This window comes from Rhodoferax sp. (genome assembly GCF_025354435.1).
In the GTDB taxonomy this organism is placed as follows: domain Bacteria; phylum Pseudomonadota; class Gammaproteobacteria; order Burkholderiales; family Burkholderiaceae_C; genus Rhodoferax_B.
Genome location: NZ_JANXMU010000014.1, coordinates 1 through 24737 on the forward strand (window position 1 = coordinate 1; position 24737 = coordinate 24737).

24 protein-coding genes and 1 tRNA gene are annotated in these 24737 nt (G+C 63.6%); 8 read left to right on the forward strand and 17 right to left on the reverse strand.

Going from position 1 to position 24737, the window contains the following annotated elements; all coding sequences use genetic code 11:
• Positions 1-395: 395 nt before the first annotated feature.
• The 5 genes from Q0T48_RS03260 to Q0T48_RS03280 all read right to left on the reverse strand — a co-directional run bounded on the left by Q0T48_RS03260 (position 396) and on the right by Q0T48_RS03280 (position 3862).
• Positions 396-821: a hypothetical protein gene (locus tag Q0T48_RS03260; protein ID WP_295952326.1), complete on the reverse strand. Its 426-nt coding sequence runs from the start codon at positions 819-821 to the stop codon at positions 396-398.
• Positions 822-880: 59 nt separating this feature from the next.
• Positions 881-1333 carry a chromate resistance protein ChrB domain-containing protein gene (locus Q0T48_RS03265; RefSeq protein ID WP_295952327.1) on the reverse strand — a complete coding sequence of 151 codons (453 nt, stop codon included), beginning with the start codon at positions 1331-1333 and terminating at the stop codon, positions 881-883.
• Positions 1330-1683, reverse strand: coding sequence for a rhodanese-like domain-containing protein (locus tag Q0T48_RS03270; protein ID WP_295952330.1), 354 nt, complete (start codon positions 1681-1683; stop codon positions 1330-1332). The genes Q0T48_RS03265 and Q0T48_RS03270 overlap by 4 nt, the downstream gene beginning before the upstream one ends.
• A gap of 77 nt (positions 1684-1760) precedes the next feature.
• A complete protein-coding gene (locus tag Q0T48_RS03275; RefSeq protein WP_295952332.1) occupies positions 1761-2927 on the reverse strand; it encodes a chromate transporter in 1167 nt (388 codons plus the stop codon).
• A complete protein-coding gene (locus Q0T48_RS03280; protein ID WP_295952335.1) occupies positions 2924-3862 on the reverse strand; it encodes a chromate resistance protein ChrB domain-containing protein in 939 nt (312 codons plus the stop codon). Before Q0T48_RS03280 ends, Q0T48_RS03275 begins: the two co-directional genes overlap by 4 nt.
• 113 nt (positions 3863-3975) lie before the next feature.
• Between Q0T48_RS03280 and pyrR the strand changes: the two genes are divergently transcribed.
• The 4 genes from pyrR (at position 3976) to Q0T48_RS03300 (ending at position 7641) form a co-directional block, all read left to right on the forward strand.
• Positions 3976-4494 carry a bifunctional pyr operon transcriptional regulator/uracil phosphoribosyltransferase PyrR gene (gene pyrR, locus Q0T48_RS03285; RefSeq protein WP_295774205.1) on the forward strand — a complete coding sequence of 173 codons (519 nt, stop codon included), beginning with the start codon at positions 3976-3978 and terminating at the stop codon, positions 4492-4494.
• Entirely contained in the window at positions 4494-5456 is a 963-nt protein-coding gene (locus Q0T48_RS03290; RefSeq protein ID WP_295952339.1) for an aspartate carbamoyltransferase catalytic subunit, read from the forward strand. The genes pyrR and Q0T48_RS03290 overlap by 1 nt, the downstream gene beginning before the upstream one ends.
• 73 nt (positions 5457-5529) lie before the next feature.
• Entirely contained in the window at positions 5530-6831 is a 1302-nt protein-coding gene (locus Q0T48_RS03295) for a dihydroorotase (RefSeq protein WP_295952341.1), read from the forward strand.
• A 66-nt stretch (positions 6832-6897) separates the two neighbouring features.
• Positions 6898-7641: a lysophospholipid acyltransferase family protein gene (locus Q0T48_RS03300; RefSeq protein WP_295952343.1), complete on the forward strand. Its 744-nt coding sequence runs from the start codon at positions 6898-6900 to the stop codon at positions 7639-7641.
• Between the two features lie 53 nt (positions 7642-7694).
• Here Q0T48_RS03300 and Q0T48_RS03305 read toward each other — a convergent pair whose 3' ends face one another.
• The 8 genes from Q0T48_RS03305 to Q0T48_RS03340 all read right to left on the reverse strand — a co-directional run bounded on the left by Q0T48_RS03305 (position 7695) and on the right by Q0T48_RS03340 (position 17209).
• Entirely contained in the window at positions 7695-8339 is a 645-nt protein-coding gene (locus tag Q0T48_RS03305) for an FMN-binding negative transcriptional regulator (RefSeq protein ID WP_295952346.1), read from the reverse strand.
• An 8-nt stretch (positions 8340-8347) separates the two neighbouring features.
• Entirely contained in the window at positions 8348-8818 is a 471-nt protein-coding gene (locus Q0T48_RS03310) for an OsmC family protein (protein ID WP_295952350.1), read from the reverse strand.
• A gap of 184 nt (positions 8819-9002) precedes the next feature.
• On the reverse strand, positions 9003-9221 hold the full coding sequence (locus tag Q0T48_RS03315) for a hypothetical protein (RefSeq protein WP_295952353.1): 219 nt from the start codon (positions 9219-9221) through the stop codon (positions 9003-9005).
• A 126-nt stretch (positions 9222-9347) separates the two neighbouring features.
• A tRNA-Arg gene (locus Q0T48_RS03320) sits at positions 9348-9422 on the reverse strand.
• 35 nt (positions 9423-9457) lie between these two features.
• Positions 9458-13297, reverse strand: coding sequence for a translocation/assembly module TamB domain-containing protein (locus tag Q0T48_RS03325; RefSeq protein ID WP_295952357.1), 3840 nt, complete (start codon positions 13295-13297; stop codon positions 9458-9460).
• Positions 13294-15045 (reverse strand): autotransporter assembly complex family protein, encoded by a 1752-nt coding sequence (locus tag Q0T48_RS03330; RefSeq protein ID WP_295952359.1) that lies wholly within the window; start codon positions 15043-15045, stop codon positions 13294-13296. Before Q0T48_RS03330 ends, Q0T48_RS03325 begins: the two co-directional genes overlap by 4 nt.
• 96 nt (positions 15046-15141) lie before the next feature.
• Entirely contained in the window at positions 15142-16332 is a 1191-nt protein-coding gene (locus Q0T48_RS03335; RefSeq protein ID WP_295952361.1) for a VWA domain-containing protein, read from the reverse strand.
• A gap of 22 nt (positions 16333-16354) precedes the next feature.
• On the reverse strand, positions 16355-17209 hold the full coding sequence (locus Q0T48_RS03340) for a MoxR family ATPase (RefSeq protein WP_295952364.1): 855 nt from the start codon (positions 17207-17209) through the stop codon (positions 16355-16357).
• Between the two features lie 118 nt (positions 17210-17327).
• On the opposite strand from Q0T48_RS03340, the gene Q0T48_RS03345 reads away from it, so the two are divergent.
• Positions 17328-18002 (forward strand): c-type cytochrome, encoded by a 675-nt coding sequence (locus Q0T48_RS03345; RefSeq protein ID WP_295952366.1) that lies wholly within the window; start codon positions 17328-17330, stop codon positions 18000-18002.
• 56 nt (positions 18003-18058) lie between these two features.
• On the opposite strand, the gene Q0T48_RS03350 is transcribed toward Q0T48_RS03345, so the two are convergent.
• Positions 18059-18493: a DUF1841 family protein gene (locus Q0T48_RS03350; RefSeq protein ID WP_295952368.1), complete on the reverse strand. Its 435-nt coding sequence runs from the start codon at positions 18491-18493 to the stop codon at positions 18059-18061.
• 421 nt (positions 18494-18914) lie between these two features.
• On the opposite strand from Q0T48_RS03350, the gene Q0T48_RS03355 reads away from it, so the two are divergent.
• Positions 18915-19937, forward strand: a complete 1023-nt coding sequence (locus Q0T48_RS03355; RefSeq protein ID WP_295952371.1) for a WYL domain-containing protein — start codon at positions 18915-18917, stop codon at positions 19935-19937.
• 10 nt (positions 19938-19947) lie between these two features.
• Here Q0T48_RS03355 and kefC read toward each other — a convergent pair whose 3' ends face one another.
• Positions 19948-21774, reverse strand: coding sequence for a glutathione-regulated potassium-efflux system protein KefC (gene kefC / locus Q0T48_RS03360; RefSeq protein WP_295952373.1), 1827 nt, complete (start codon positions 21772-21774; stop codon positions 19948-19950).
• A gap of 6 nt (positions 21775-21780) precedes the next feature.
• Positions 21781-22419, reverse strand: a complete 639-nt coding sequence (locus Q0T48_RS03365; RefSeq protein ID WP_295952377.1) for an NAD(P)H-dependent oxidoreductase — start codon at positions 22417-22419, stop codon at positions 21781-21783.
• A gap of 50 nt (positions 22420-22469) precedes the next feature.
• On the opposite strand from Q0T48_RS03365, the gene Q0T48_RS03370 reads away from it, so the two are divergent.
• Positions 22470-23096, forward strand: coding sequence for a ParA family protein (locus Q0T48_RS03370; RefSeq protein ID WP_295952379.1), 627 nt, complete (start codon positions 22470-22472; stop codon positions 23094-23096).
• A gap of 2 nt (positions 23097-23098) precedes the next feature.
• Positions 23099-23554: a MaoC family dehydratase gene (locus tag Q0T48_RS03375; protein ID WP_295952381.1), complete on the forward strand. Its 456-nt coding sequence runs from the start codon at positions 23099-23101 to the stop codon at positions 23552-23554.
• A 113-nt stretch (positions 23555-23667) separates the two neighbouring features.
• Here the strand turns inward: Q0T48_RS03375 and Q0T48_RS03380 are convergent, their stop codons facing one another.
• On the reverse strand, positions 23668-24669 hold the full coding sequence (locus Q0T48_RS03380) for a LacI family DNA-binding transcriptional regulator (RefSeq protein WP_295952471.1): 1002 nt from the start codon (positions 24667-24669) through the stop codon (positions 23668-23670).
• Between the last annotated feature and the right edge of the window lie 68 nt (positions 24670-24737).

Consider the following 24737-nt stretch of genomic DNA (forward strand, 5'->3'; position numbering starts at 1 on the left):
GCAAGGCCTGCGCGCTGCTGCGCCGGGCTTGCTGCTGCGCCGCGTTGCGCTCCAGCGCCAGCTGGCCCTGGGTGAAGGCCGCCTGGTCCCGGTTGATGGAGCCCAGGGCGGCCTCAAATTGGACGCTGGTGCAGCCCGATAGCAGCAGGAGCAAGGCGCTGGCCAGGGTCATACGCGGTGGAAAGGGCGGCCGTAAACGCCGCGGTAAACGCCACGGCAAAGGCCCTGACCGGGGTGGTGTGGTCACCGGTTCAAAAGAAAAATCTGGCATGCAAACCTCGTACGAAAGCAGGGATAGCTGCGCACAGCAAAGCGGTGCGTTCCTGGGGACGTGCTAAGGGCTGGCGGCAGCGGATGTCCGGCACGCGGGGGCGCGCCGGCCTTGCCTGGGCCCGTTAGAGGAGGTAGTGCCTGGGTGGACGGTCCAGCCCGGCCAGCGTGGGCGAGGGGACTTGTGCAACGGGTTCGGGAAAGTTCGCGCTGTTGCGCGCTGCGGCAAAGGCCGGTGTGCGCACCTTGCCAACCAGCACCCCGGCGCAACACGGGCTGCAGCTGTTGCATTTGGCCGGCTTGCCGTCAGCATGCGCGGCGTGGGTGTGCGCTTCGGCCGGGTCTGCATCGCTGCTGGCCTGGTGCTGCGCTTGTGCGTGGTGCGGATGCTGCGCGTGGTGCAGACTGTGGTCGTGGACCTGGCTGGCAGCGGGCAGGGCGGTGGGCACCGGACCGGCGTGGCAATTCAAGGCCGCGGCCGCCACCCCTTGCAAGGGCAGCAACAGCACCAGCAGACAGGCCACGATGAAACGCCAGGAGCACAAACGCATCAGCGGATTACAGCACAGGCCCGTGACGACGGTGTGGCAACGTGCACAGGGTTCAGGCCTCAGGCCTGGGGCGGCCAGTTGTGGGTCTCGCTCTGGCAGGATTGGCACCAGGCATACAGCGCCTCGTACAGCACCAGGCCATGCCGCAGCATCTGCTGGTCGTCGCGGTAGGTGTGCGACAGGCCCAGCGAGATGGCATACAGACCAGCGGACTGCGGTGTCAGGTCCAGACAGGCGGTGTCGGCCCCGCGCACGATCAGGGCCAGCTGGTCCAGCGCTGCATCCTGCAGCTGGTACTTTTTCAGAAAGGCATCAAAGCTGCACAGCGCACCCACGTGGCTGAGTTCCACACCCGGAATGTCGTAGGGAATGGCACCGGTCTCTGCGGCGCAGCGCACTACCTCGCTGGCCGCGACGTAGACAAATTGCGCCTCTGGGTCAATGAACTTCTGGATCAGCCAGGGGCAGGCAATGCGGTCTATCTTGGGCCGCTCACGGGTAATCCATTTCATGGCGATTGCTCCTGGGCAAAGGGTTGCACCGCCTGGCCCTGCGCCTGCCAGCCCGACATGCCGCCGTCCAGGCCATGCGCATCCACGCCCATGGCCAGCAGGGTGGCGGTCAGGCCGATGCTGATTTCGTGGCCGTGTGCGCAGTACAGCACCACCGGGAGGTCGGTGGCGATCTGGTCCTTCCAGTCCAGCCACAGCGCCGGGTTTTTCCATTGGGCGCCGGCGATCTGCACGCCTGAAGCGGCCACGGCCTGGCTGCGGCGCACGTCCAGCAAGACAAAGGGCTTGTGTGCGGCCTGCCACTGGGCCAGTTCAGCAGCAGACAGGGTGGTGACGATCGTGGTTTGCATGGTGAATTCCTGCGGTTGTGGGGAAGGTAAAAAGGGTTGTGCGCGGTGCCCTGCGAAGTGCTGGCTGGGGCGTGGGTTCAAGCGTGGGTCAGCGGGTACAGCAGCAGGCCCAAGAGTGCTGCACCGAGCACGATCACCGGCTCCTGCAGCTTCTTGTATTTCCACAGAATCGCCACCGTGGCCAGGGCCATCAGCGCCGTGGGCAGGTCGACGATGCTGCGCTTGGCAATCACCACCACCGAGCCGGTGATGGCGCCCACCGCCGCGGCGGTGACGCCATCGACAAAGGCGGCGATGGCGGGCAGCTTGCCGTATTTCTTGAAGTAGGGCGCCGGCAGGATGGTGAACAGATAGCAGGGCAGAAAGGTCGCCAGCGCGGCCACGCAGGCGCCGGGAAAGCCGGCCACCAGGTAGCCGATAAAACCGACCGTGATCACCACCGGCCCAGGCGTGATCATGGCCACGGCCACGGCATCGACAAACTGCTTTTCGTTCAGCCAGTGGTGCTCGGTGACCACGCCGCCGTACAGGAACGGCACGATGGCCAGGCCCGAGCCAAAGACAAAGGCGCCCGCCTTGGCAAAGAACAGGCCGATTTGCGTCAGCAGGTTCCAGTCCAGGCCGGCCAGCAGACCGCTGCTGGCGGCCAGGTCGCTGGGTGGCAAGGGCAACAGGGCGCCCATGCCACCGGCGCCCCAACTCTTGGGCGGCGCACGCCACAGCCAGGTGAGCACACCGGCGGCCAGGAACAGCCAGGCGATCTCGGACTCGGTGACGATGGTCACACCCGCCAGCACGGCAAAGATGGCCCATAGCAGCCGGTCTTGGCCCAGGCTCTTGACGCTGAGCTTGTGTGCGCTGATGGCGATGATGCCGATCACCGCCGCGCCCACGCCATAGAACACCGCCTGCATCCAGGACAGGCCGCCAAACTGGCTGTAGGCCCAGCCCAGTGCCACCACCATGAAAAAAGAGGGCAGCACAAAGGCAATGCCGGCCAGGGTGGCGCCACGGATGCGGTAGTGCACATAGCCCAGGTAGATGGCGGTTTGCGCCGCCATCGGGCCCGGCGCCAGCTGGGCCAGGGCCAGACCTTCCTTGTAGTCGGCCTCGGTGATCCAGGCGCGCCGCTCCACCAGGTCCCGGCGCATAAAACCCACCAGCGCCACCGGGCCACCAAAGCCCAGAGCGCCCAGACGCAGAAAGTAGACGACGAGCTGCCACAGGGTATAGGGGGGTGTCATGGCGCGCTTTCTTTGGAAAAGGATTGCAGCAGCCCGTCGAACACGCCGCAGGCTGCTTTGAAGAGCTGGTTGTCGTCGGTGATGGCCGCACGCATGCCGGCCAGCACACTTTCGATGCCGCTGGCCTCGCTTGGCTGCACGCCACCCACATCCAGAAAGTGCACCAGCTGGCCCAGGCGCAGCAGGGCAGGAGTCTCCAGGCCAAAGCTGGCCAGCAGCACCTCAAAGGTGACGCGGGCGCCCACGTGGCTGAAGGTCGCACCGTCGAAGTCATAGCCGATGGCGTCTTTGGGGCACTTCTGTCCAGGCGCAAGCCAGACAAAAGTGGCCTTGGTATCGATGTGGCGGCGCAGCAGCCAGGCACAGGCCAGGCGGTCCACCCAGGGGCGCGCGCGCGTGGCCCATGTGCGGTTTTGGTAGGCCCGGGCATCCAGGCGCGCCAGCGTGGCTTGCACGGCATGCGGCTCGTCGGGGAAGAGGGCGTGGGCAATGGCGAGCTCTAGCGCCTGCAGCGCGGCCTCGGTCTGCTTCTGTGCCTCACCGGCAAAGAAGTCGGTGGCGGCGATGCCGGCCAGGCTCTTGCGCAGCTTGCGCGCCTTTTTTTGCAGCTCGGCCGCGCTTGTCGGTGCCAGCTCCTTGGCCGCCAAACGGATCTCGTCCAGCAGCGCCGCGTAGTCGGGCGTGCGGTCAAACAGGGCGGCAAAGCCGGCCTCCAGCGGCTCCTCGGTGCGCAGCACGTGGGCACTGCCACCGGCAGCGCGCACATCAGTGGCCACGCCCTCCAGCGCCGCGCGGCAATCGGCCTGCTCCGGCATCAGGTAGACGCCGTCGCGCAGCACGGCGGCGCCCGAGGCCTTGAGCGTGCGCCAGGCACGCATGCGGGCGTTGGCGTTTTCGGTGGGCAGGCTGAGGATCAGGCATAACCAGGTATTCATGCAGCGTATGCTACACATATGTAGTAACAATTGCAAATATGTTGGGCATGCTGCATGCAAATACCCCGGCACCAGGGGCCGGACGCACCAGCCCATGAAACTAAAATACCCGCATGAGCCCCAACACACTTCCCGCCGGCGCCCTGTTTCTGGACGCCGAAGCCCTGTACAAAGAACTGTTGCGTGGCGTGCAGCAGCTGCGCTTGCCCGACAGCCAGCTGGTCGGTATCACCTCGGGTGGGGCCTGGCTGGTGGAGCGACTGCAGCGCGACTTGAACCTGCCGGGCAAGCCGGGTGTGATTTCCTCGGCCATGCACCGCGATGATTTCTCCCAGCGCGGCCTCTCCAACAGCGCGCAAACCCAATTGCCCTTTGATGTGAACGGTGCCCACATCGTCATCCTGGACGATGTGCTCTACACCGGGCGCACCCTGCGCGCCGTCATCAACGAGCTGTTCGACTATGGCCGCCCGGCCAGCGTGAAGCTGGCGGTGCTGGTGGACCGGGGCGGGCGCGAGCTGCCGGTGCAGGCCGACTTTGCCGCCGCCCGGGTGGCCCTGGCCGAGCAACAGTCCTTGTCGCTGGCGCGTGCCGAAGACGGCCAGTTCAGCTTCGAAGTGAAAGAAAAATAATGCTCTACAAGCGCAATCCCCAACTCAATAAAAACGGCGAACTCATCCACCTGCTCTCGGTGGAAGGCCTGCCCAAGAGCATCCTCACCCACATCCTGGACACCGCCACCAACTTCGTCTCGCTCAATGACCGCGAGGTGAAGAAGGTGCCGCTGTTGCGCGGCAAAAGCGTGTTCAACCTGTTCTTTGAGAACAGCACGCGCACCCGCACCACCTTCGAGATCGCCGCCACGCGTTTGTCCGCCGACGTGATCAACCTGGACATCGCGCGCTCCAGCGCGGCCAAGGGCGAGTCGCTGCTGGACACGATTGCCAACCTCTCGGCCATGGCCGCCGACATCTTTGTGGTGCGCCACAGCGAGTCCGGCGCACCCTACCTGATTGCCCAGCATGTGGCGCCGCATGTGCATGTGGTCAATGCCGGCGACGGGCGCCATGCGCACCCCACCCAAGGCCTGCTGGACATGTTCACCATCCGGCACTTCAAGAAGGATTTTGCCAACCTCACCGTGGCCATCGTCGGCGACGTGCTGCACTCGCGCGTGGCCCGCTCCGACATCCATGCCCTCACCACCCTGGGTTGTGCCGAGGTGCGCGTGGTGGGCCCCAAGACCCTGGTGCCCAGTGACATGGCGCAAATGGGTGTGCGCGTCTGCCACACGCTGGAAGAGGGCATCAAGGACTGCGACGTGGTCATCATGCTGCGCCTGCAAAACGAGCGTATGAGCGGCGCACTGCTGCCGTCCAGCCAGGAATTCTTCCGCAGCTTCGGCCTGACCCCCGAAAAACTCGCCCTGGCCAAACCCGACGCCATCGTCATGCACCCCGGCCCGATCAACCGCGGCGTAGAGATCGACTCCGCCGTGGTCGACGGTAAGCAAAGCGTGATCCTGCCGCAAGTGACCTTCGGCATCGCGGTCCGCATGGCCGTAATGGGCATCGTCGCGGGAAATGAAGCGTGACCGTGTTTGCTATTCAATCAATAGCTGCTAGCGCAGGTAATACCTACGCTAGAGCCCTATTTGGTATAAAAATATGAAGACCCTGATCCAACACGGCCGCATCATCGACCCGGCCAGCGGGCTGGACACCACCGGCTCCATCGCCATCGCGACCGGCCGCATCATCGCCATCGGCCGTGATCTGCCCGATTTCCAGCCCGACCGCGTGATTAATGCGTCTGGCTGCATCGTGCTGCCGGGCCTGGTCGATCTGTGTGCCCGCCTGCGCGAGCCCGGCTACGAGCACGAAGGCATGATGGAGTCCGAAATGGCCGCCGCCGCCGCCGGTGGCGTGACCAGCCTAGTCTGCCCGCCCGACACCGACCCGGTGCTGGACGAGCCCGGTCTGGTGCAGATGTTGAAGTTCCGCGCCAAAAAGAACCACCAGGCGCGCCTGTTCCCCCTAGGCGCGCTGACCCGGGGCCTGCAAGGTGAAGTGCTGACCGAGATGGTTGAGCTCACCGGTGCGGGTTGCATCGGCTTCGGCCAGGCCGAGGTGCCACTGGGCAATACGCAGGTGCTGCAACGCGCGCTGCAATACGCCGCCACGTTCGATTACCCCGTCTGGCTGCGGCCCCAAGAGCTGTACCTGGGCAAGGGCGTGGCTGCCAGCGGTGCGCTGGCCACCCGCATGGGCCTGGCCGGTGTGCCCGTGGCCGCAGAAACCATTGCGCTGCACACCATTTTCGAGCTGCTGAAGACCACCGGCGCACGCGTCCACCTGTGCCGTATCAGCAGTGCCGCGGGTATCGCCCTGGTGCGGCAGGCCAAAAAAGACGGTCTGCGCGTGACCTGCGATGTCAGCATCAACTCGCTGCACCTTACCGACACCGACATTGGCTACTTCGACAGCCGCGCCCGCCTGACCCCGCCGCTGCGCCAGCAACGCGACCGCGATGCCCTGCGCGCCGCCTTGGCCGACGGCACCATCGACGCGCTGGTGTCCGACCACACGCCCGTCGAGGCCGATGCCAAAGCCCTGCCGTTCGCCGAAGCCGAGCCGGGCGCGACCGGTCTGGAGTTGCTGCTCAGCCTGGCCTTGAAGTGGAGCGAAGACGACGGCGTCCCCCTGCACCGTGCCTTGGCCACCGTCACCAACGCTCCCGCCGCCGTGCTGGGTACCAGCCTGGGCACTTTGCAGGCCAGTGTGGGCCAGTTGGTGGTGGGCGGTGTGGCCGACATCTGCATGTACGACCCCGCCGCCCGCTGGACGGTGGCTGCCGACACCTTGCGCAGCCAAGGCAAGCACACCCCGTTCTCGGGCTACGAGCTGCCGGGCCGGGTGCGTTGCTCCGTAGTGGCTGGGCACGTGGCGTTCGAGGCCCCCGCGGCTTAACTATCAAATAGATAGCTGCTAGCGTATATTCTATATACGCTAGCAGCCTATTTCTTATAAATATCCATGCGTATCTTTCGCGTCTTGGCCAAGCTGCTGTACCTGTTGTGGCACATCGCCGTGGGCTGGTGGACCATCCGCCGCCACTTTCCCCAGATGGACGATGCTGCGCGTGGGCAACGGGTGCAAGCCTGGTCGCTGCAGGTGCTGCGGGTCTTCGGCATCAGGCTGCGGGTGCAGGGTACGCCCCCGGCCCAGGGCCCCTTGCTGCTGGTGGCCAACCACATCTCGTGGCTGGACATTGCCGTCATCCACGCGGCAGGCTACTGCCGGTTTGTGTCGAAATCGGATGTCAAACACTGGCCCATCGTGGGCACCCTGGCCACCGGCGCGGGCACGCTGTACATCGAACGCGAATCCCGCCGCGACGCGATGCGCGTGGTCCATCACATGACCGAGCGCCTGCGCGCAGGCGAGGTGGTGGCCGTGTTTCCCGAGGGCACGACGGGCGACGGCCGCAACATGCTGCCCTTCCACGCGAATTTGCTGCAAGCGGCGATATCGGCCGACGTGCCGGTGCTGCCGCTGGCCTTGCGCTTTGTGGATGTGCACACCGGCGCCTTGCACTTTGCCCCCAGTTTTGTGGGCGATGAAACCCTGCTGGGTTCGCTATGGCGCACGCTGGGGGCCAGCACGCTGGGTGCGGAAGTGCGCTTTGGCACGCCCGAACGCGCCGAGGGCCGCGACCGCCGCACCTGGGCGCACGACCTGCAGCGCACGGTGGAGCAGTTGCGCTCCAATCACTCTTAAATAAATAGCTGCAGGCGTATGTAGTGCATGCGTTAGCGGCCTATTTTATGGGTTTATTGGGAGTTTGCTGCGCTCTGCACCAGCGCGGCCATGGCATCCGTCTCTGCCATGCCTCTTGTTTGCAATCCGGCCACCACACCCAAGCGGTCTTCCAGCGTGCGGTTTTGGCTGACTTTCCATTTGCCCACCCAGCGCTGTACCGGGATTTCGATGCCGACAATGGCCCCCAGCATGGTGTCGATGTAGTCGGCGGGCGCGTCGGCCACTTGCCAGGGTTGGGCCTGTGGCGCTTCGTGCAGGGCGGTGAGCCGCGTCACCAGGGCCAGCAACTGTGTCCGGTCGTCGAATACCCGCGCGGTGCCGTGCGCATGCACCACTGCATAGTTCCAGGTCGGCACCACCTTGCCGTGGACCGGCTTGCCGGGGTACCAGGACGGCGATATATAGGCCTCGGGCCCCTGGAACACCACCACCGTTGCGGCGGCGGTCAGCGCCCGCCACACCGGGTTGGCCCGCGCCACATGGCCGACCAGCGTGCCGTGGGGCCCCCGGTCGGCATCCAGCAGGAACGGGATGTGGTTGACCAGCAGCTCGCCATCCGTCTGTGGCACCACCCAGGTGGACAGCGGGTGGGCCCGCACCAGTGCGTGCAGGGTGGCGGGGTCGGTTTCTTCGAAGTGTTTGGGCAGGTAGGTCATGGTGTTTTTCAGACGGGTTCGCACAGGACTTCGGTTTTGACCGAGTTGGCGATGTAGCACGCCTCGTGCGCGGCGTGGTGCAGTTGTTCTAGCGCCGCGCGGGTCGGCGCACGGCCATCTGCGAATTGCGCATGCGGGCGTAGCAGCACCTGGGTCATGGCCATGCGGCCATCGGCGTTGCGCGCCATCTGGCCCACGGCCGCATCGGCGTAGTGGTCTACCACCCAGCCCGCCTTGGCCGCCAAGTGCAAAAACCACAGCATGTGGCAGCTCGACAGCGAAGCCACAAACGCCTCTTCCGGGTCGACCGCGGTCGGGTCCGAGAACGGCAGCGGCACCGAATGCGGCGACGACGACGCGGGCATCGCAAAGCCGCCGTCGAACTGCCAGGCGTGGCGGCGGCTGTAGCGCTGGTCGGTAAAGGGCTCGGGCGGATCGGTGGCGCGCTGCCAGACGACGGTGGCGGTGAATTCGGCCATGCAGAGGGGCTCCAGGGGTGGGGTGACTGCCCCGCAGTTTATCGGGGCCATGCCGGTAGCCGCACAGTGCCACAGGCCGTTGCGTAAAGTAGCTGCTATTTGCTATATTAAATATAGCTATGTGTGTAGAGGGAATATACGGTAGAGGCCATTTTTCTTAAAAATTTTAACCACCACTCGCGGCTTAGGCGCGCAGGTTGATGTGCTGGCCAAGAGCTTGCCCCAGCCCGTTGGAGATAGCTTGCGGTGGCATGGAAACATTGAAGTGGTTATCGGGTGCCGCGACCGGCGTTGCAGACGGGCCGTCCGGACTGGACGCTTTGGCCGGTGCATTGGCGGAGGCCGTGGCGGATTTGGGTGTTACCGGTGCCAGGCTGCTGGACGAGACGGAGCTGACGGACATATGTGCCTTTCGCAGGTTCGGGCACAGGGCTGGCGGCGCGGTGGGCACGGCAACTTGTGCGCAAACCAGTTTAGCGGGTGCCTGTGCGACAGAACGCGGGCTTTACCAACAGGCTACAAGGAGCCATGGTCCCCTCGACAGGAATCGAACCTGTATTTAGCACTTAGGAGGCACTCGTTCTATCCGTTGAACTACAAGGGGACGGCGGATTGTAGGGCCTGCGCCGGGGTGGTTTTTTAGTCGTACTGCAAGGTGAAGATCAGGTCGATGGCGCTTTGCTCGCCGGTTTGGCCGCGCAGGGTGAAGCGCTTGCTCAGGTCGTAGAAGATGTACAGCGTGCCCAGCGTACCGGCCAGGCTGTGCTCGTAGGCCACATAGAAATTGCGCGACAGGCGCTTGCCGAAGGTGACGGCGGCGGCGCTGGTGGTGCCGTCGGACTTGTTGGCGCTGCCGCTGAACGACAGTTCATCCAGGCCCAAGGCCGAGGCCAGCCCGCCCGACAGGCCTTTGCCGTTGCCGCCCAACAGGGCCAGCGCGGCCTGTTGCAGCACGGCACCTTCGGCCCCGCCGTTGGCGGCGCTGCGGCCCAGCACCAGCCAGGCCAGCTTTTCGGCATCGGACAGGTCGGAGTCGGAGTACAGGCGGATGTTGGGCAACAGCGCGGTGCCGTTGATCTGCACGCCCACGCGCACGCTGAGGTTGGGCCGGATGGCCAGCACGTCGAGCGACGGGTTGTCGTAAGGGCCGTTGAAGCGCAGGATGCCTTCTTCGATGTCCAGCGCCTGGCCGTAGGCTTTGAAGCTGCCGCGCGTGGTGCGCAGCTCGCCGGTGACGCGCGGCCCGGCCAGGGTGGGGCCCGCGCGCAGGAGCAGCTTGCCGGTGAGACGTGTGTCCAGGCCCCGGCCCACCAGGTGGAAATCGTCACCCAGGTCGAGGGTGACGTTGACCTCGGGGGTATTGCTGGCCGCCACCGGGGCTGCGGTGGACGGTGTGGTGGTGCTGGACCGTTTGCGCACCAGCACATCGCTGCCCAGGGTGGGGGCAGACTCGTCGGGCAGGATGAACAAAGCCTGGTCGGCCTTGAGTGCGCCTTGTAGCGCCAGTTTGCCCTGCGCCAGGGTGGCTTGCAGGGTGCCGGAAACCGTCAGGCGGCGATCGGCCCGGGCGGAGATGCGCAGGGTTTTGGCCTGCGCCTGGATGTCCATTTGGATGCCTGCCGGGGCGGTGTTGCTCCAGCGCACATTGCCAGTGGCGCTGAGGCTGCCGCCGTCCCCACTGGGCGGTGCTGTGGTGGAGTTGGCGGCGGTGGGCGCACCGCGCAGGCTGAATTCGGTGATGTTCAGGCGCTGGCCGTCCAGGCTGGCACGCAGGCGGCCATCGCGTAGCTCAATGCCTTCGACCACCGAGCGCAGCGCCAGATCATCGGCCTGCAGCGTGCCGGTCCATAGCGGTGCCAGGCGGGTGCCGCCGAGGGTGGCATTGGCCGCCAGCGTGCCGCCCAGCCGCCAGCCGGGCGGGGCCAGCACCGACCAGATGCCGACCCGGGGCAGGGATGCGCGCACCGTGCCGTTGAGCGGTGCGTCGGTGGGCCAGAGCCAGCTGCCGTCGGTCTGGCGCACCTGGGTACTCAGCTCGGCCTCGGCCTGGCCCGCGCGTTCGCTGTCCCAGCGCAGGCTGGCGCTGAGCTTGTCACCGTCGGTGCGCAGGCCGATGCGGGCTGTACGGATGCCTGCGCTGATGGTGCTGGGTGTGCCGTTGGCTGCATCGTCGCCGTTCAGCAGTTGCAGATCGCCGCTCTTGCGGTACAGGTTGGCACTGACCTGCAGGGTTTGTGCGGCCTGCACGTTCCAGTCGCCGTCCAGCAGCAGATCGCCCTTGAGGCCGAGCTGGGCCAGTTGGCCGTTGCCTGCGGCCAAGGTTTCCAGCCAGCCCATGGGCAGGCCTTGCAGCGTGCCCTGGGTGCGCAGCAGGCTGCGGGAGCCGTCGTGCGACCAGGCCACTGGCTGCCAGGCAATGCGCACGCTGCCCGGGACCGGGCCTTTGACGCTGGCGCTGCCTGCAGCCGCATCTACCGAGGTGCGGGTGCCTTGGAGGGCCAGGGCCTGGTCAAGCTGCAGTGTCCAGGGGCCAGGGCGGGTGCTGTCTTGCATCTCCAGGGCCAGGCTGGCGATGCGGGCTTGCCAGTGGTTGGCCGTACCGAGCCCGCCGGTGGCATGGGTGGTGAGGCTGGCGCGCTGGGTGCCGGTGGCCAGCTCGCCTTGCAGGGTGACAACCAGCGCGCCCAGACTGCCGGATGCATCCAGCTGCAGTTTGCGCAGGCTGATGGGGTTGCCGGTGGCGGGGCGAATATCCAGCGTCGGCACGGCGAGTTGGGCTGTGAGCTGGAAAGGGGGCGTGCCCGCTTTGCCAGGAGCAAGGGCACTGGCCCAGCCGCCCGTCCAGCGCCCGGTCAGCTCGGCCTGGCCCAGGATATCGCCGGGCAGGCTGGCGGCCACACCGGGCAGGCGGGCCAGCCAACGGGTGGCTTGGCCCGCGTCGGGCACGTGCAGGGCAAAGTCGCCCGCGCCTTGCGACGCGCTGATCTGGCCTTGCACATCGGCCTGCGCGCCGGGCAGGCTCAGGTGTAACTGGCCTTTGGCGGCGCGGGTGGCGAGGGTCAGGTCGAGCTTGCCTTGCAGCAGCGCATCGTCGGTTTGCAGTTTCAGGGCCGACAGGTTCAGAGTGCCCGCGGCCCAGCGGCCCGTGGCCTGGGCGGTTTGGATGCGCAGACCTTGCAACGCAGCGATGGCGGGCGCTTTGGCCGAGGGTTGCAATGCGGCATCGAAGCGGATGGCGGCGGCGATGCTGCTGGCAGTGACCCGCCCGTCCAGCAAGGCGGGGGCCATGCGGGTGTGCAGGGCGGCGGGGTTGATGCGCAAGAGCTTGGCTTCGGCCGTCCAGTCGGTGGAGCCCGCGCCAGTCCAGCGGCCCTGAAGTTGCACATCGCCTTTGCCGAGCTGGGCGCTCAGCGACTCAATAACCCAGGCCCCTTGCTGGTACTGCAGCCGGGTGTTGGCGTGGTCCAGCGGCACCCGGTTTTTGTCCCACGGGCCGCTCAGGCGGTTGTCTAGGGTGGCTTCTGCGCGCCAGGCGGTACCAGTGGCCAAGGGATCAGGCCGGACATGGGCACTGCCGCTGAGCAGGGTGTGCGGTGCATCGGGCCACAGATCGGCCAGGTTGAGTTGCTGGAAGCTGGCCTCGGCCTGGTGCACCGGCTGTGCGGCCCAGGGGTGGATCTGCGCGGACAGCGTGGCTTGCAAGGCGGTGGAGGTGCTGGGTGTGACCCGGGCTTGAATTTGCAACAGCGCATCTTGCCCCGCCAGTGGTCCGCTGGCCGATGCGGTGGCCGCCACGGTAAGGGAGCGGGTGTTGCCGGGCAGGATGGTGTCCACGCTGCCTTGTACGTTGGCTTGCAGCGTGAGCGGGCTGCGGGCCAGCAGTGTGGCCTGGCCTGCGTACCGGCCCGACGCGACTTGGACACTGTTGACGGTGAGCTGGTGCTGGGTGCCGTCATAGCGGTAGTTCCCAGCCAATTGCGCTAGTTGTAGAGCCGGTGGGCCTTGCCAGCGTAGATCGGCAATCTCGAACGGCAGGTCCACCTGTAGCGGCAGCACGATCTCAGACGGCAGCACTGTGGGTTCGGTGGACGGGGTTTGCGCAATGCTGAGCTGGCCGATATGCAGCCGCCCCAGGCGCAGTTCATGCTGCAGCAGGCGGTCGAGTTGCCACTCCACGGCGATGTCCTGGGCTTCCACCTGCAGGCCGGGGCTGCGGTAGGCCAGACTGCCGATGTGGCCGCCCTGGCGGACCGAGCCTGTCACTTCGCTGGTTTCCAGCGTATGGCCTGCGGGCAGGTAGGCAGCGGCACGGGCCAGGGTGCTGGCCAGCGAGGTGTCGGTGCCCAGCCAGGCCCAGAGCGCGCCAGCCGCTATGGCCAGTGCGGCCAGTACCAGCAGGGGCGCACACAGCAACCACAGCAGGCGTTTGCCCGAGGGACTCCAGCGCCGCTGGGTAGCCGGGGGCTTTTCGGTGCTCAAAAGCTGAACCCTACGCTCATGTGCAGGCGTGCCTTGTGGGTGGCTACACCGTAGGCGATGTCCATTTGCACTGGCCCCACCGGGCTGCGCCAGCGCACGCCGCCGCCCACGCCGACCTTGGTTTCCAGGGCTTTCACGGTATTGGCCACGGCACCGGCATCGACAAACAGCGCCGTCTCCCAGGCGCTGGGTTTGCCGTTGATGACGATGGGCCGTTGCCATTCAAAGCTGCCCGATGCCATGTAGCGCCCGGCAGTCACCGACCCGCTGCGGCCCACCACGCCGATTTCCTGGTAACCGTAGCCGCGCACGGTGGTGTCGCCGCCGGTTAAAAACTGCTGGGTGCTGGGTACGTTGGCATCGGCTTTGGCCACCACGGCACCCGCTTCGGCCCGCAGCGCCAGACGGCCGGCCCGCATGAACAGGCCATCGCCGGGCAGCAGCTTGCCTAGCGGAAAGTAACCCAACCAGCGCGTCAGGGTGCGGGTGTAGGGCTGGCGGTCAGACCCCAGGGTAAAGCCGCCGCCCAGTTCCACCGCTACACCGTAACCCTGGGTAGGGGTGCGGATGTCGTCAAAGTCGCGGCGTGTCCAGGCGTAGTTGGCGCTGATGGCGCTGGACGCCACCGTGGGGTCGGTGCCGCTGGTGGTCAGCGCGTGGTCGTATTGCAGGTAAACGTTGCGGTCAATGTGGTCGTTGCCCTGGGTACGCCCGGCCCGCAGACGCTGGCTGTTGGTGACGGTGTCGCTTAGGTCCTGGTGCTGCACTTGGGCCGAAGTGACCCAGCGCCAGTTGCTGGCATCGGGCGGACCGGTGAGCTCGGTGCCCAGGGTTTGCGTGTCTTTGTCCAGGCTGAGCTTGGAGATGGCGCGCCACTGCAGCCAAGGCAGCTGGTGGTGGGTGTGCTCGGCCGACAGGCGCGGCCCGCTGTCGGTGCTAAAGCCCACGCCCAGTACCAGTTTTTGCAGTTTGGCCTCACGCAGCTGGGCTACCACGGGCGCGGCTTGCGGGTCGCCACTGGTGTCCAGAGTCAAAAATACCGAGTCGAAATAGCCGCTGTCGGCCAGCCGCTGCTGGGTTTGCAGCAGTTGCGCCTGGCTGTAGTCGGCCCCGGTGGGCAGCTGGGCCAGGCGGCTGACCAACTCGGCGTTGTAGCGCTGCAGGCCGCGCAGGTCCAGCGGGCCAAACCGGTAGGCAGGCCCCGATGCCAAGGTGACGCTGAGCTGGGCGGTTTGCGTGTCGGGGTCAATGTCAGCCAGGCTGTTGCTGATCTCGCCGGTGGGAAAGCGCTGCACCGTCAGGTTGCGCAGGGCCTGGGTCTTGGCATCGTCCCAGGCATCCTGGGTAAAGGGCGTGCCGGGCCCCAGCGGCCAGTCGGCGCGGATGGTAGTGCGCAGCGATGCGTCTGCTGCGTCATCGGCTATCGGGCCGGTGAAGTCAATCTGTACTGCGTTAATGCGCACAGGCTCACCGGGCTCGACGGTCAGGGTGATGTCGCGCGGGGCGCTGGTGCTTTGCGGGGTAAGCGTCAGCTTCAGTGTGACTTGGGCCGCAAAGTAACCCTGCGTGGCCAGTAGGTCGTGGGCATTGCGCTCGGCGGCTTGCATCAGCCGCGCCAATTCGGTGTTGTCCAGGTCAGTCAGGCTGCGGTAACGCTGCAATTCCAGGTGTTTTAGAAGCAGATCGCGGATTTTCTCGGGAGCTTCGACATGGAGGTCAAAAGCGAACGGCAGCGAAGGCGTAGCCATTGTGGATGGCTCAGAGGGCGCTTGCGCCCACAGCGTGCCGGGCAAGCACGCCAGCAAACACCACATCCATGCCTGCACCCTGAATCTGTGCATTGCTTATTTCGACAGCAGCCGCATGGTTTCTTCCAGACCTTTCAGGGTCAGGGGAAACATGCGCTGGCCCACCAGTTGCTGGACGATGCTGATGCTTTGTCGGTATTCCCACAGGCCTTGCGGCTCGGGGTTGATCCAGGCAAATTTAGGGAAGGCGTTGGTGAGCCGCTGCAGCCACACCGCACCGGCCTCCTCGCTGCTGTATTCCACGCTGCCACCGGGTTGCAAAATTTCATAGGGGCTCATGGTCGCGTCGCCGATGAACAGCAGCTTGTAGTCTTTGTTGTACTTGCGGATCACATCCCAGGTGGAGAACTTTTCGGTGTAGCGGCGGCGGTTGTGCTTCCACATGAAGTCGTAGACGCAGTTGTGGAAGTAGTAGAACTCCAGGTGCTTGAACTCGCTTTTGCTGGCGCTGAACAGCTCTTCCACCCGCTGTACATGCTCGTCCATGCTGCCGCCCACATCCATCAGCAGCAGTACTTTGACGTTATTGTGCCGCTCTGGCACCATTTTGATGTCGAGATAACCGGCGTTGGCGGCGGTAGAGCGGATGGTGTCGTCCAGGTCCAGTTCGTCGGCATGGCCTTCGCGGGCAAATTTGCGCAGGCGGCGCAGCGCCACCTTGATGTTGCGCGTGCCGAGTTCCTGGCTGTCGTCGTAGTCTTTAAAGGCCCGCTGGTCCCATACCTTCACGGCGCTTTTGTTGCGGCTTTTATCCTGGCCGATGCGGATGCCTTCGGGGTTGTAGCCATTGGCTCCAAAGGGGCTGGTGCCGCTGGTGCCAATCCACTTACTACCGCCTTCGTGGCGTTCTTTTTGCTCTTCAAAGCGTTTCTTCAGCGTTTCCATGAGCTTGTCCCAGCCCATTTTCTCGATCTTGGACTTTTCTTCGGGGCTGAGTTCAAGCTCCAGGTTTTTGCGCAGCCACTCCAGCGGAATATCTTGCGTGAAGTCGGTAATGGCTTCCACGCCTTTGAAGTAGGTGGCGAAAGCCTGGTCAAACTTGTCGTAGTGCTTTTCGTCTTTGACTAGCGTACAGCGGCTTAAATAGTAAAAGTCATCTATCTTGTAGCTATCTTCGCTGTTCGGGCCCACTACGCCAGCTTTGAGCGCTTCCAGCAGGCTCAGGTACTCCTTCACCGAAACCGGCAGCTTGGCGGAGCGCAGGGTGTAGAAGAAGTCGATCAGCATCGTTGGAGGATAGCTCTGGCGGCTAGCGGTGGTGGCGTTGCATGAACACCAGCTTTTCGAACAGGCTGACATCCTGCTCGTTTTTCAGCAGCGCGCCGACCAACGGCGGCACGGCCACCATGTTGTCCTGGCTGTGTAAGGCCTCGGCCGAAATATCTTCGGCCACCAGTAGCTTGAGCCAGTCCAGCAGCTCCGAGGTGGAGGGTTTTTTCTTCAGGCCGGGCAGGTTGCGGATCTCGTAGAACGTCTTCATCGCTGCTGCCAACAGCTCTTTTTTCAGGCCGGGGAAGTGCACGTCCACAATTTGCTGCATTGTGGTGGCGTCGGGGAATTTGATGTAGTGGAAGAAGCAGCGGCGCAAAAAAGCGTCGGGCAGTTCTTTTTCGTTGTTGGAAGTGATGAACACCAGCGGGCGGTTCTTGGCTTTGACCAGTTCGCGCGTTTCGTAGCAGTAAAACTCCATGCGGTCGATTTCGCGCAGCAAGTCGTTGGGAAACTCGATGTCGGCCTTGTCGATCTCGTCGATCAGCAGCGCTACGGGTTCGTCGGCGGTAAATGCCTGCCACAGCACGCCTTTGACAATGTAGTTATGGATATCTTTGACCCGGGCCGAGTCTTCAATCCCGGCCAATTGCGAATCGCGCAAGCGGCTGACCGCATCGTATTCATACAGGCCCTGTTGTGCCTTGGTGGTCGACTTGATGTGCCATTGCAACAGCGGCATGCCCAGGGCGGCAGCCACCTCTTCGGCCAGCATGGTTTTACCGGTACCGGGCTCGCCCTTGACCAGCAGCGGGCGCTTCAAGGTAGCCGCGGCATTGACGGCCAGCATCAGATCCTGGGTGGCGACGTAATTATTGGAGCCTTGGAACTTCATGGTGGTGGGTCAAGAGCAGGGAATGAATATGGGGCCGCATATAATCTGCGGTCGATGGCAAGCCTGCTAAACAGGGCTGAATGTAGGCTTGATTTTTCCCCAGATTGTGCGCGCAAAAATGAATAAATTATTGACCACGGTGTTAGCGTTTGCTACTGTTTCGCTAGCAGGCATTGCCAATATTGCCAGTGCCCAGGATGTCGTGGGGGATGCCAAAGCCGGACACGCCAAGGTGGATATGTGCCTGGGGTGCCACAGCATCATTGGCTACCAAGCCAGCTTCCCTGAAGTACATAAAGTGCCCAAAATATCTGGCCAAGGTGCAAAGTACATCATTTCTGCGCTCAACGCCTATAAAAAGGGCGACCGCAAGCACCCCACCATGCGCGGCATTTCCGACTCCCTGAGTGACCAGGATATGGCCGACGTAGCGGCTTACTACAGCGCCAGTGGCGTGGTGGCCGGTGCCACTCTGCCTGCCAAACCCACGGTTGAGCCCAGTGCCCAAGTGGCTGCGCTGTTGACCAAAGGCGCTTGCGTGTCCTGCCATGGCGACAACTTCTCCAAACCTATTGACCCGACCTATCCCAAGATTGCAGGCCAGCACGCTGATTACCTGTATGTGGCTTTGAAGTCGTACAAAACCGAAGGCAATCCTTTGGTCGGCCGCTCCAACGCCATCATGGGCGGTGTGGCCAAGCAGTTCTCAAATGCCGAACTCAAAGCGCTGGCCGGTTATGTGCATTCGCTGGACGGCGAGTTGAAGGTGGTGCCGCAGTCGCGCTTCCGTTAAACCCGTCTGCCCCAAGAAAAAGCCCGCTGCATGCGGGCTTTTTTACGTTGCTGGGGTCAGTCTTGGGTGGCCCGGCGCTGTACGCAGTCAATGTAAGCTGCGCCGTCTGGGGGGCGGCCTGCGCGCTGGCTTTCCCAAAGCATCTGTCCCAGGCAATCCATGGTCTCGTGGTGGGCATCGTGCAGTGAGTCGCGGCGGCGCGTCAGCAACTCGACCGACTGGCGGATACCGCGTGGCTGGTCGATCGAGCATTGCTCGCTGATCGACAAATGCATCGAAAGGTGTAGAAAGGGATTGGTTTTGCCAGCTTCTGCATCGTAATTGCGGGCTACGGCGGCTTCCACATCCAGCAAGTCGGCATGGTATTCGGGATGCTCGTCCAGCCACTGACTTGCTATGGTTTCAATAGCTTCCAACGCTTGTCCAGCCTTCGCCTTGGCATAAACAGAGCAGAAAAAACGGCGTACATCGGCTTGCGAGGGATTGAACATGGCCGTGAGCCTACCACGGCCAAACCACTGCTTTGCAGCCTCTACGCGCTGGTCCACCGTGCTTTCAGGCTCTTGTAGGAGACATATAGTGCTTGGCTGTTGCGAAATGCACGTTAACCCCATGTGTGAAGTTTCTGTGTAGTCGTTGTAGAGGTCTGTCGCGTTTGGAGTCTTTCATGGTGCTGGTTGGATTGCTTGTATTGACAGGTATTTAGCAGGGCAGTACAGACCATTGGATTTTTTGAAGATTCTCAAAGTAAGTCCAATAGAAACTTCATTGGAGTGCGAACTAATACCGCGCAAGGCCCATCCCTAGGGCCCGATGCACGTTAGCCGTGCAAAAGTGCCTTGCTCTATGGCTCACTATGGAATTAAATAGTTACATCTATTACAAAAGCCCGAATCGACTTTCGGAAACGACATGGACCAGACTGGGCGACTCTACAAAATTGACCAGCTTTTGCGGCAGCACAAGGTCATCAGCTTTGCCGCCTTGCAGGCTGAACTCAACGTATCGCGGGCCACCCTAAAACGCGATCTGGACGATTTGCGCACCCGCCTCAAGTTGCCTATCGAATGGAGCCGCGCAGCAGGAGGCTACCGACTAGCATCCACAGGCGAGCCGCCCACCAGCACCCACGAGCTCCCGGGCCTGTGGTTTTCGTCTACCGAAATCCATGCGCTGATGACGATGAAGCAATTACTGTCGCATCTGGACACGGGCGGTTTGATCATCAATCCAGTACCGGTGGCTGATCGGTTGAATGCACTTTTGACCAGCGAAGACATTGAGTTGCAAGAGCTGCGGCAGCGGGTGCGTATTGTCGGCTTGGTGCAGGAAACCCCCACGCCGCGCTATTTTGAACGGATTGGTTTGGCGCTGGTGCGGCGCAAGCGTCTGGTGTTGGTCTATGCCGATGCAAATGACACCCCCCTGGAATGGGAGATATCACCCCAGCGACTGGTGCATTTTCGCGGCAGTTGGCACCTGGAAGCTTGGTGCCACCCACAGGCCGAACTGCGCAGTTTTGCGGTGGATGCCATCACCGACGCGCGCGTCTTACCCAATAGCGCGATCGAAGTGGCCGACGACAAACTGGATGCCCAGTTTGGTCCGGAATACGGGGTGTTCGCCAATGGCCGCGTGCGCTGGGCCCGACTGCAGTTCAACCGCGAGAAGGCCAGCAGCGTAGCCAACGTGCAGTGGCACCCGCTGCAACAGGGCAAGCAGCAAAACGACGGCAGCTACCTGCTGCGCGTGCCGTACATGGACCCGCGCGAACTGATGGAGAAAATCCTCCAGTACGGTGCGCTGTGCCAGGTACTGGGCCCGGCCAGCTTGCGCCAGGCGGTGACCGACGAAGTGGCGCAGATGGCCACTATCTACCAATCGGCCGCGCCACTGGATGAAGACGGCGTGCTGGACGACACGGCGCTCGACTGAGCTTTTTCGCCTATTTCCCCCAGCCCTTGGGTCTTCGCTGCGCTTGCTGCGCGCGCTCTTGGGCCATTTGCTCTTCCAGCTGTTGGCGGCCTTCGGTAGCCACGGCAATGAGCTTGGCGCGGTCTTTGCGATGCGGGTACATCTGCTCAAACAAGGCAAAGTTGTGCTGGCGAAAGCGCATCGCCTGTTGGCGCGCTTCGTGGGGTGGGTAGCCCAAAATCTCCAGCACCGAGCGGGCGCTGCGCAGGCTCGATTCGAACAGTTCGCGCTCCACCCGCACCACGCCGCGGTCGCGCAGGGCGTTCCAGTGGGGCACGTCGCGGGCACGGGCCACGATCTGCAGGTTTGGAAAGTGCTCTTGCGCCAGATCCACAATTTTCAAACTTTGCGTCTTGTCGTCCACCGCCACCACCAGAATCTTGGCCGTGGCCGCACCCGACAGGCGTAGCAAGTCCAGCCGGGAGGCATCGCCGTAAAACACCCGGAAACCAAATTGGCGAATCGTCTCCACCATGTCGGCATCGTGGTCCAGCACGGTCGCGCTCAGGCCCTGGGCCAGCAGCATGCGGCCGACGATCTGGCCGTAGCGGCCAAAGCCCGCAATGATGATGGGCGCTTCCTGCTGCTCGGCGATCTCTTCCAGCTGGCTGCCGCCGCGCTGCGCCAGCCGGGGTAGCAGCAGTTTGTCGATGGCCAGCAGCAACAGCGGACTGACCAACATCGACACTGCCACCGAACCAATCAGCAGCGACGAGGTCTGGTTGGAAAAAATATGCGCCGCCGTCGCGGTCTGGAACACCACAAACGCAAATTCACCACCCTGTGCCAGCAGCACGGTAAACACCGGTCGCTCCTGAAACGGCACACCCATCCACTTGGCGATGGCGTAAATGACGACCAGCTTGGAGATTAAAAAGCCCGCCACGATCATTGCCATCAGCCCCGGCGATTGGCGTAGCACGCCAAAGTCCACACTCATGCCCACGGCGATGAAGAACAGGCCCAGCAGCAGGCCTTTGAAAGGCTCGATGTCGGTCTCCAGCTCGCGGCGGTATTCGCTTTCGGCCAGCAGCACCCCGGCCAAAAAGGCCCCCAGCGCCATCGACAGGCCCACCGATAGCATCAGCGAGGCGATACCCACCACCAGCAGTAAAGACGCGGCGGTGAAGATTTCAGGCGTTTTGGAGCGCGCAATCCAGCGGAACAGCGGCCGCAACAGCAAACGTCCGCCCAGCACAATGCCTGCAATAACTGCTATAGTTTTAAGAGCTTGTAGTGTAGGTGCTGTCTGCGCTAGAGCCTCATTTTGTTCAGAAATGCTGCCCAGCACGGGTAGCAGCGCCAAAATGGGAATGGCCGCCACGTCCTGGAACAAAAGAATGGAGAACCCCGCCTGCCCGCTGCGCGTGGGCAGCAGGTTGCGTTCGCTAAACACCTGCAGCGCAATCGCCGTGCTGGACAAGGCCAGGCCCAGCGCCGCCACCAGCGCAATCCGCCACGGCACGCCCGCGGCCATGGCCCCCAGAAAAATCACCACCGCACAGCCCAGCACCTGGGCCGTGCCCCAGCCAAAGATCGTGCGGCGCAGGCTCCACAGGCGCTTGGGCTCCAGTTCCAGGCCGATCAAAAACAGCATCAGCACCACGCCGAATTCGGCGAAATGCAGGATGTCTTGCACTTCGGTGACCAGGCCCAGGCCCCAGGGGCCGATGGCGATCCCCGCCGCTAGGTAGCCAATGATGGAGCCCAGGCCCAGGGCCTTGCTTAGCGGCACGGCAATAACGGCGGCGCTCAGATAAATGAAGCTGTTGATCAGCCAGGAGGGTGCGTGTTCCATGCGTTTTTACGGTGTGGTCCAGTGGGGATAGGTTTGCAGCCGTTGGCTGAACAGTGCGATGTGGTCCATCACCTCTTGTTTGCCCGCGCTGTGGGCACCGTGCAACACCAGCGGTGGCAAAAAGCGCATGCCGCACAGAGCGGCCGTCTGAGCGTAGGGCGGCAAGAACGCGTCGAACGGGTAGCGGTTGTAGCTGTCGGGGTGGTACGAATCTTCTTGTCCGCCAGTGGTCACTACCAGCCACAGGTCTTTGCCGCGCAAGGTGGTGCCGGGCGCGCCAGTGGGTGCGGCTTCCTCGGTTTCTGCCGACACCGCGCCAAAGGCCCAGCCGTAGGTCAGCACCTCGTCCATCCACAGTTTTTGCAGGGCAGGCATCGAATACCACTGGATGGGGTGCACCAGCACCAGCAGGTCGGCGGCTTCCATGCGGGCCTGCTCAGCGGCCACATCGATGGCGTAGTCGGGGTAGTTGGCGTACAGGTCCTGGATGTCGATCTGCGGACCGTCAGCGCTGGTGGGCAGGGCGCGGGCTGCCGTCAGCAGACGCTGGTTGACACGCGAGGCGCGCCAGTTGGGGTGGGCGGCGAGCAGGTAGATCTTCGGGGAAGTGGGGGGCGGCGGAGCCGAGGCGCTGGGATCGTGCATGCCGCTAACATAGCAAAGATTTAAGCGTTTCCCCCTATTAGGAGCTATTTATGCCCATCGTCGTTGTTGCCAGTCCCAAAGGCGGAGTCGGCAAGTCCACGCTGTCTACCCAGATTGCAGGCTATTACGCCTCGCTGGGGCATACCGTGTTGTTGGGCGATGCCGACCCGCAGCAGTCGTCCCACCTGTGGCTGAGCCTGCGCCCGGCAACAGTGGCACCCATCCAGGCCTGGGACGTGGGCGCAGACGACATCGCCAAGCCGCCCAAAGGTGGCAAGGCGGGCAATGTGGTGGTGCTGGACACGCCCGGCGGGCTGGACGGCAAGCGCTTCAAGGACGTGATGCGCCTGGCCGACAAGATCGTGGTGCCGCTGCAGCCCAGTGTGTTTGACATCTTTGCCACGCGCAAATTTCTGGACCGCCTGGCCGAGCACCGCCGCAACGACAAAATGCAGGTCGGACTGGTCGGCATGCGGGTGGACGAGCGCACCTTTGCCGCCGACCGCCTGCGCGAATACCTGGACGGGCTGGAGGTGCCGGTGATCACCAACCTGCGCGACACGCAAAACTACGTGCATCTGGCCGCAGGCGGACTCACTTTGTTTGACGTGGCCCCCAGCCGGGTCGAGAAAGATCTGGAGCAGTGGGCTCCGCTGGCGGCCTGGTTGGATGCCTGAGCGTGCACCGCTTTGACAGTTTCAATGCCCTGGCCCAGGCGGTGGGGCAGGAGATTGCCGTCAGCGACTGGAGCCTTGTCACCCAGCAGCAGGTAGACCAGTTTGCCGATGCCACGGGTGACCACCAGTGGATTCACATGGCTGGCGAACGGGCCAACGCCGGGCCGTTTGGTGGGCCGATTGCGCACGGCTTCCTCACGCTGGCACTGCTGCCGCGCATGTTTGAGACCTCGTTTTCCGTAGCCGAAGCGCGCATGGCCGTGAACTACGGCCTGAACAAGGTGCGCTTCATCACCCCCGTGCCGGTGGGCAGCCGGGTGCGGGCCCGCCTGAAGCTGCTGGACTGCACCCCGCTGGCCACGTCCGGCGTGCAGATCACGCTAGAGGCCACCGTGGAGTTGGAGGGCCACCCCAAGCCCGCCTGCGTAGCCGAATCGCTGCTCCGCTACACCTTGTAAAGGTGTGGCGGATTCAAGGTCAAAGTGCAACGCCCATCAGCGTGAGAGGGCTCAGGCATAGATTCCATCTGCACTGGCAGCTATTAAATTGGTAGTGCGGTTGGGCCTGCCTGCTAGGCAGGGCTTCCAGTGCATCCGCAGGATTTTCGGATGTGCAAAGCTACTGGCAGGCGCTGCACCCGTCTTGTGCCCTCGGGGTCTTTGATGCGTTCTATCAATTGCCGCATCGCGGCAGTGCCGATCGCTTCCAGCGGCTGCGCCGCCACGGTCAGAGGCGGAGTGAAAAGATCGGCCCAGTCAAAATCATCCATGCCACCAAACGCCATGTGCTGTGGGATCTGGATGTCGGCCTCCCGCAGCGCACGCATGGTGCCCAGAGTCATCAGGTTGTTGCTGGCCACAATGGCGGTAGGGCGCTGCGCCAATGCCAGCAACTGGTGTGTGGCCAGCCGCGCGGGTTCGATGCTGGACTCGCCACACACCACCAGGCTGGGGTCAAAGGGCAGGGCAGCAGCCTGCAAGGCCAGTCGGTAGCCCGCCAGGCGTTCGTCGGTGGTTGAATTCCAGGCCGCACCTGCGACAAAGCCGATACGGCGGTGCCCGTGCCCTATGAGGTGCTTTACCAGCAACTGGATAGCCTGCGCGTTTTCAACGCCCACCTGATCGAAAGCCGAGGGAAGCAAGTGGTCTACCAGCACGGTGGGGATGTGGTTGGCCTCCAGGTAGTGCAGTGAGCGCAGTTGGCCGTCGTTGGTGGGGGCCAGCACAATGCCGTCAACCCGCCGTTGGTGGAAGGCCTGTATCACGCGCAGTTCCTGTTCCGGGTCGTCGTGCGTGTCAGAAAACAGCATCATCAGCCCGGCCTTTTCGCACTCTGCATCCATGGCCCGCACGATGTCGGTGAAGTAGTGGTTGGAGAAGGTGGAGATGGCCACCCCAATCGTGCTGGTGGCCGAACGCGCCAAGGAGCGGGCCAGCGAGTTGGGGATGTAGCCCACTGATTGGATCGCCAGCCGGACGGCCTGCTCGGTTTCTGTATCGACCCGACGGGTCCCGTTGATGACGTGCGACACCGTGGATACCGACACGCGTGCGGCCCTTGCAACGTCATTCATGGTGGTCAAAACAATGTTCTCCTTCAGGGTGGGGTCCGCTGCATGCATCGTGGTGCGGAGCCTTGCGC

Excerpts from the sequence above, each read along its gene's own strand:
- Q0T48_RS03370 (WP_295952379.1), top strand. The coding sequence starts at position 22,470 with ATGCCCATCGTCGTTGTTGCCAGTCCCAAAGGCGGAGTCGGCAAGTCC.
- Q0T48_RS03290 (WP_295952339.1), top strand. The coding sequence starts at position 4,494 with ATGCTCTACAAGCGCAATCCCCAACTCAATAAAAACGGCGAACTCATC.
- Q0T48_RS03365 (WP_295952377.1), bottom strand. The coding sequence starts at position 22,419 with ATGCACGATCCCAGCGCCTCGGCTCCGCCGCCCCCCACTTCCCCGAAG.
- Q0T48_RS03340 (WP_295952364.1), bottom strand. The coding sequence starts at position 17,209 with ATGAAGTTCCAAGGCTCCAATAATTACGTCGCCACCCAGGATCTGATG.
- Q0T48_RS03295 (WP_295952341.1), top strand. The coding sequence starts at position 5,530 with ATGAAGACCCTGATCCAACACGGCCGCATCATCGACCCGGCCAGCGGG.
- Q0T48_RS03350 (WP_295952368.1), bottom strand. The coding sequence starts at position 18,493 with ATGTTCAATCCCTCGCAAGCCGATGTACGCCGTTTTTTCTGCTCTGTT.
- Q0T48_RS03315 (WP_295952353.1), bottom strand. The coding sequence starts at position 9,221 with ATGTCCGTCAGCTCCGTCTCGTCCAGCAGCCTGGCACCGGTAACACCC.
- Q0T48_RS03265 (WP_295952327.1), bottom strand. The coding sequence starts at position 1,333 with ATGAAATGGATTACCCGTGAGCGGCCCAAGATAGACCGCATTGCCTGC.
- Q0T48_RS03310 (WP_295952350.1), bottom strand. The coding sequence starts at position 8,818 with ATGGCCGAATTCACCGCCACCGTCGTCTGGCAGCGCGCCACCGATCCG.
- Q0T48_RS03280 (WP_295952335.1), bottom strand. The coding sequence starts at position 3,862 with ATGAATACCTGGTTATGCCTGATCCTCAGCCTGCCCACCGAAAACGCC.
- Q0T48_RS03270 (WP_295952330.1), bottom strand. The coding sequence starts at position 1,683 with ATGCAAACCACGATCGTCACCACCCTGTCTGCTGCTGAACTGGCCCAG.
- Q0T48_RS03355 (WP_295952371.1), top strand. The coding sequence starts at position 18,915 with ATGGACCAGACTGGGCGACTCTACAAAATTGACCAGCTTTTGCGGCAG.
- Q0T48_RS03345 (WP_295952366.1), top strand. The coding sequence starts at position 17,328 with ATGAATAAATTATTGACCACGGTGTTAGCGTTTGCTACTGTTTCGCTA.
- Q0T48_RS03335 (WP_295952361.1), bottom strand. The coding sequence starts at position 16,332 with ATGCTGATCGACTTCTTCTACACCCTGCGCTCCGCCAAGCTGCCGGTT.
- Q0T48_RS03300 (WP_295952343.1), top strand. The coding sequence starts at position 6,898 with ATGCGTATCTTTCGCGTCTTGGCCAAGCTGCTGTACCTGTTGTGGCAC.
- kefC (WP_295952373.1), bottom strand. The coding sequence starts at position 21,774 with ATGGAACACGCACCCTCCTGGCTGATCAACAGCTTCATTTATCTGAGC.
- Q0T48_RS03305 (WP_295952346.1), bottom strand. The coding sequence starts at position 8,339 with ATGACCTACCTGCCCAAACACTTCGAAGAAACCGACCCCGCCACCCTG.
- Q0T48_RS03380 (WP_295952471.1), bottom strand. The coding sequence starts at position 24,669 with ATGAATGACGTTGCAAGGGCCGCACGCGTGTCGGTATCCACGGTGTCG.
- Q0T48_RS03260 (WP_295952326.1), bottom strand. The coding sequence starts at position 821 with ATGCGTTTGTGCTCCTGGCGTTTCATCGTGGCCTGTCTGCTGGTGCTG.
- Q0T48_RS03330 (WP_295952359.1), bottom strand. The coding sequence starts at position 15,045 with ATGGCTACGCCTTCGCTGCCGTTCGCTTTTGACCTCCATGTCGAAGCT.
- pyrR (WP_295774205.1), top strand. The coding sequence starts at position 3,976 with ATGAGCCCCAACACACTTCCCGCCGGCGCCCTGTTTCTGGACGCCGAA.
- Q0T48_RS03275 (WP_295952332.1), bottom strand. The coding sequence starts at position 2,927 with ATGACACCCCCCTATACCCTGTGGCAGCTCGTCGTCTACTTTCTGCGT.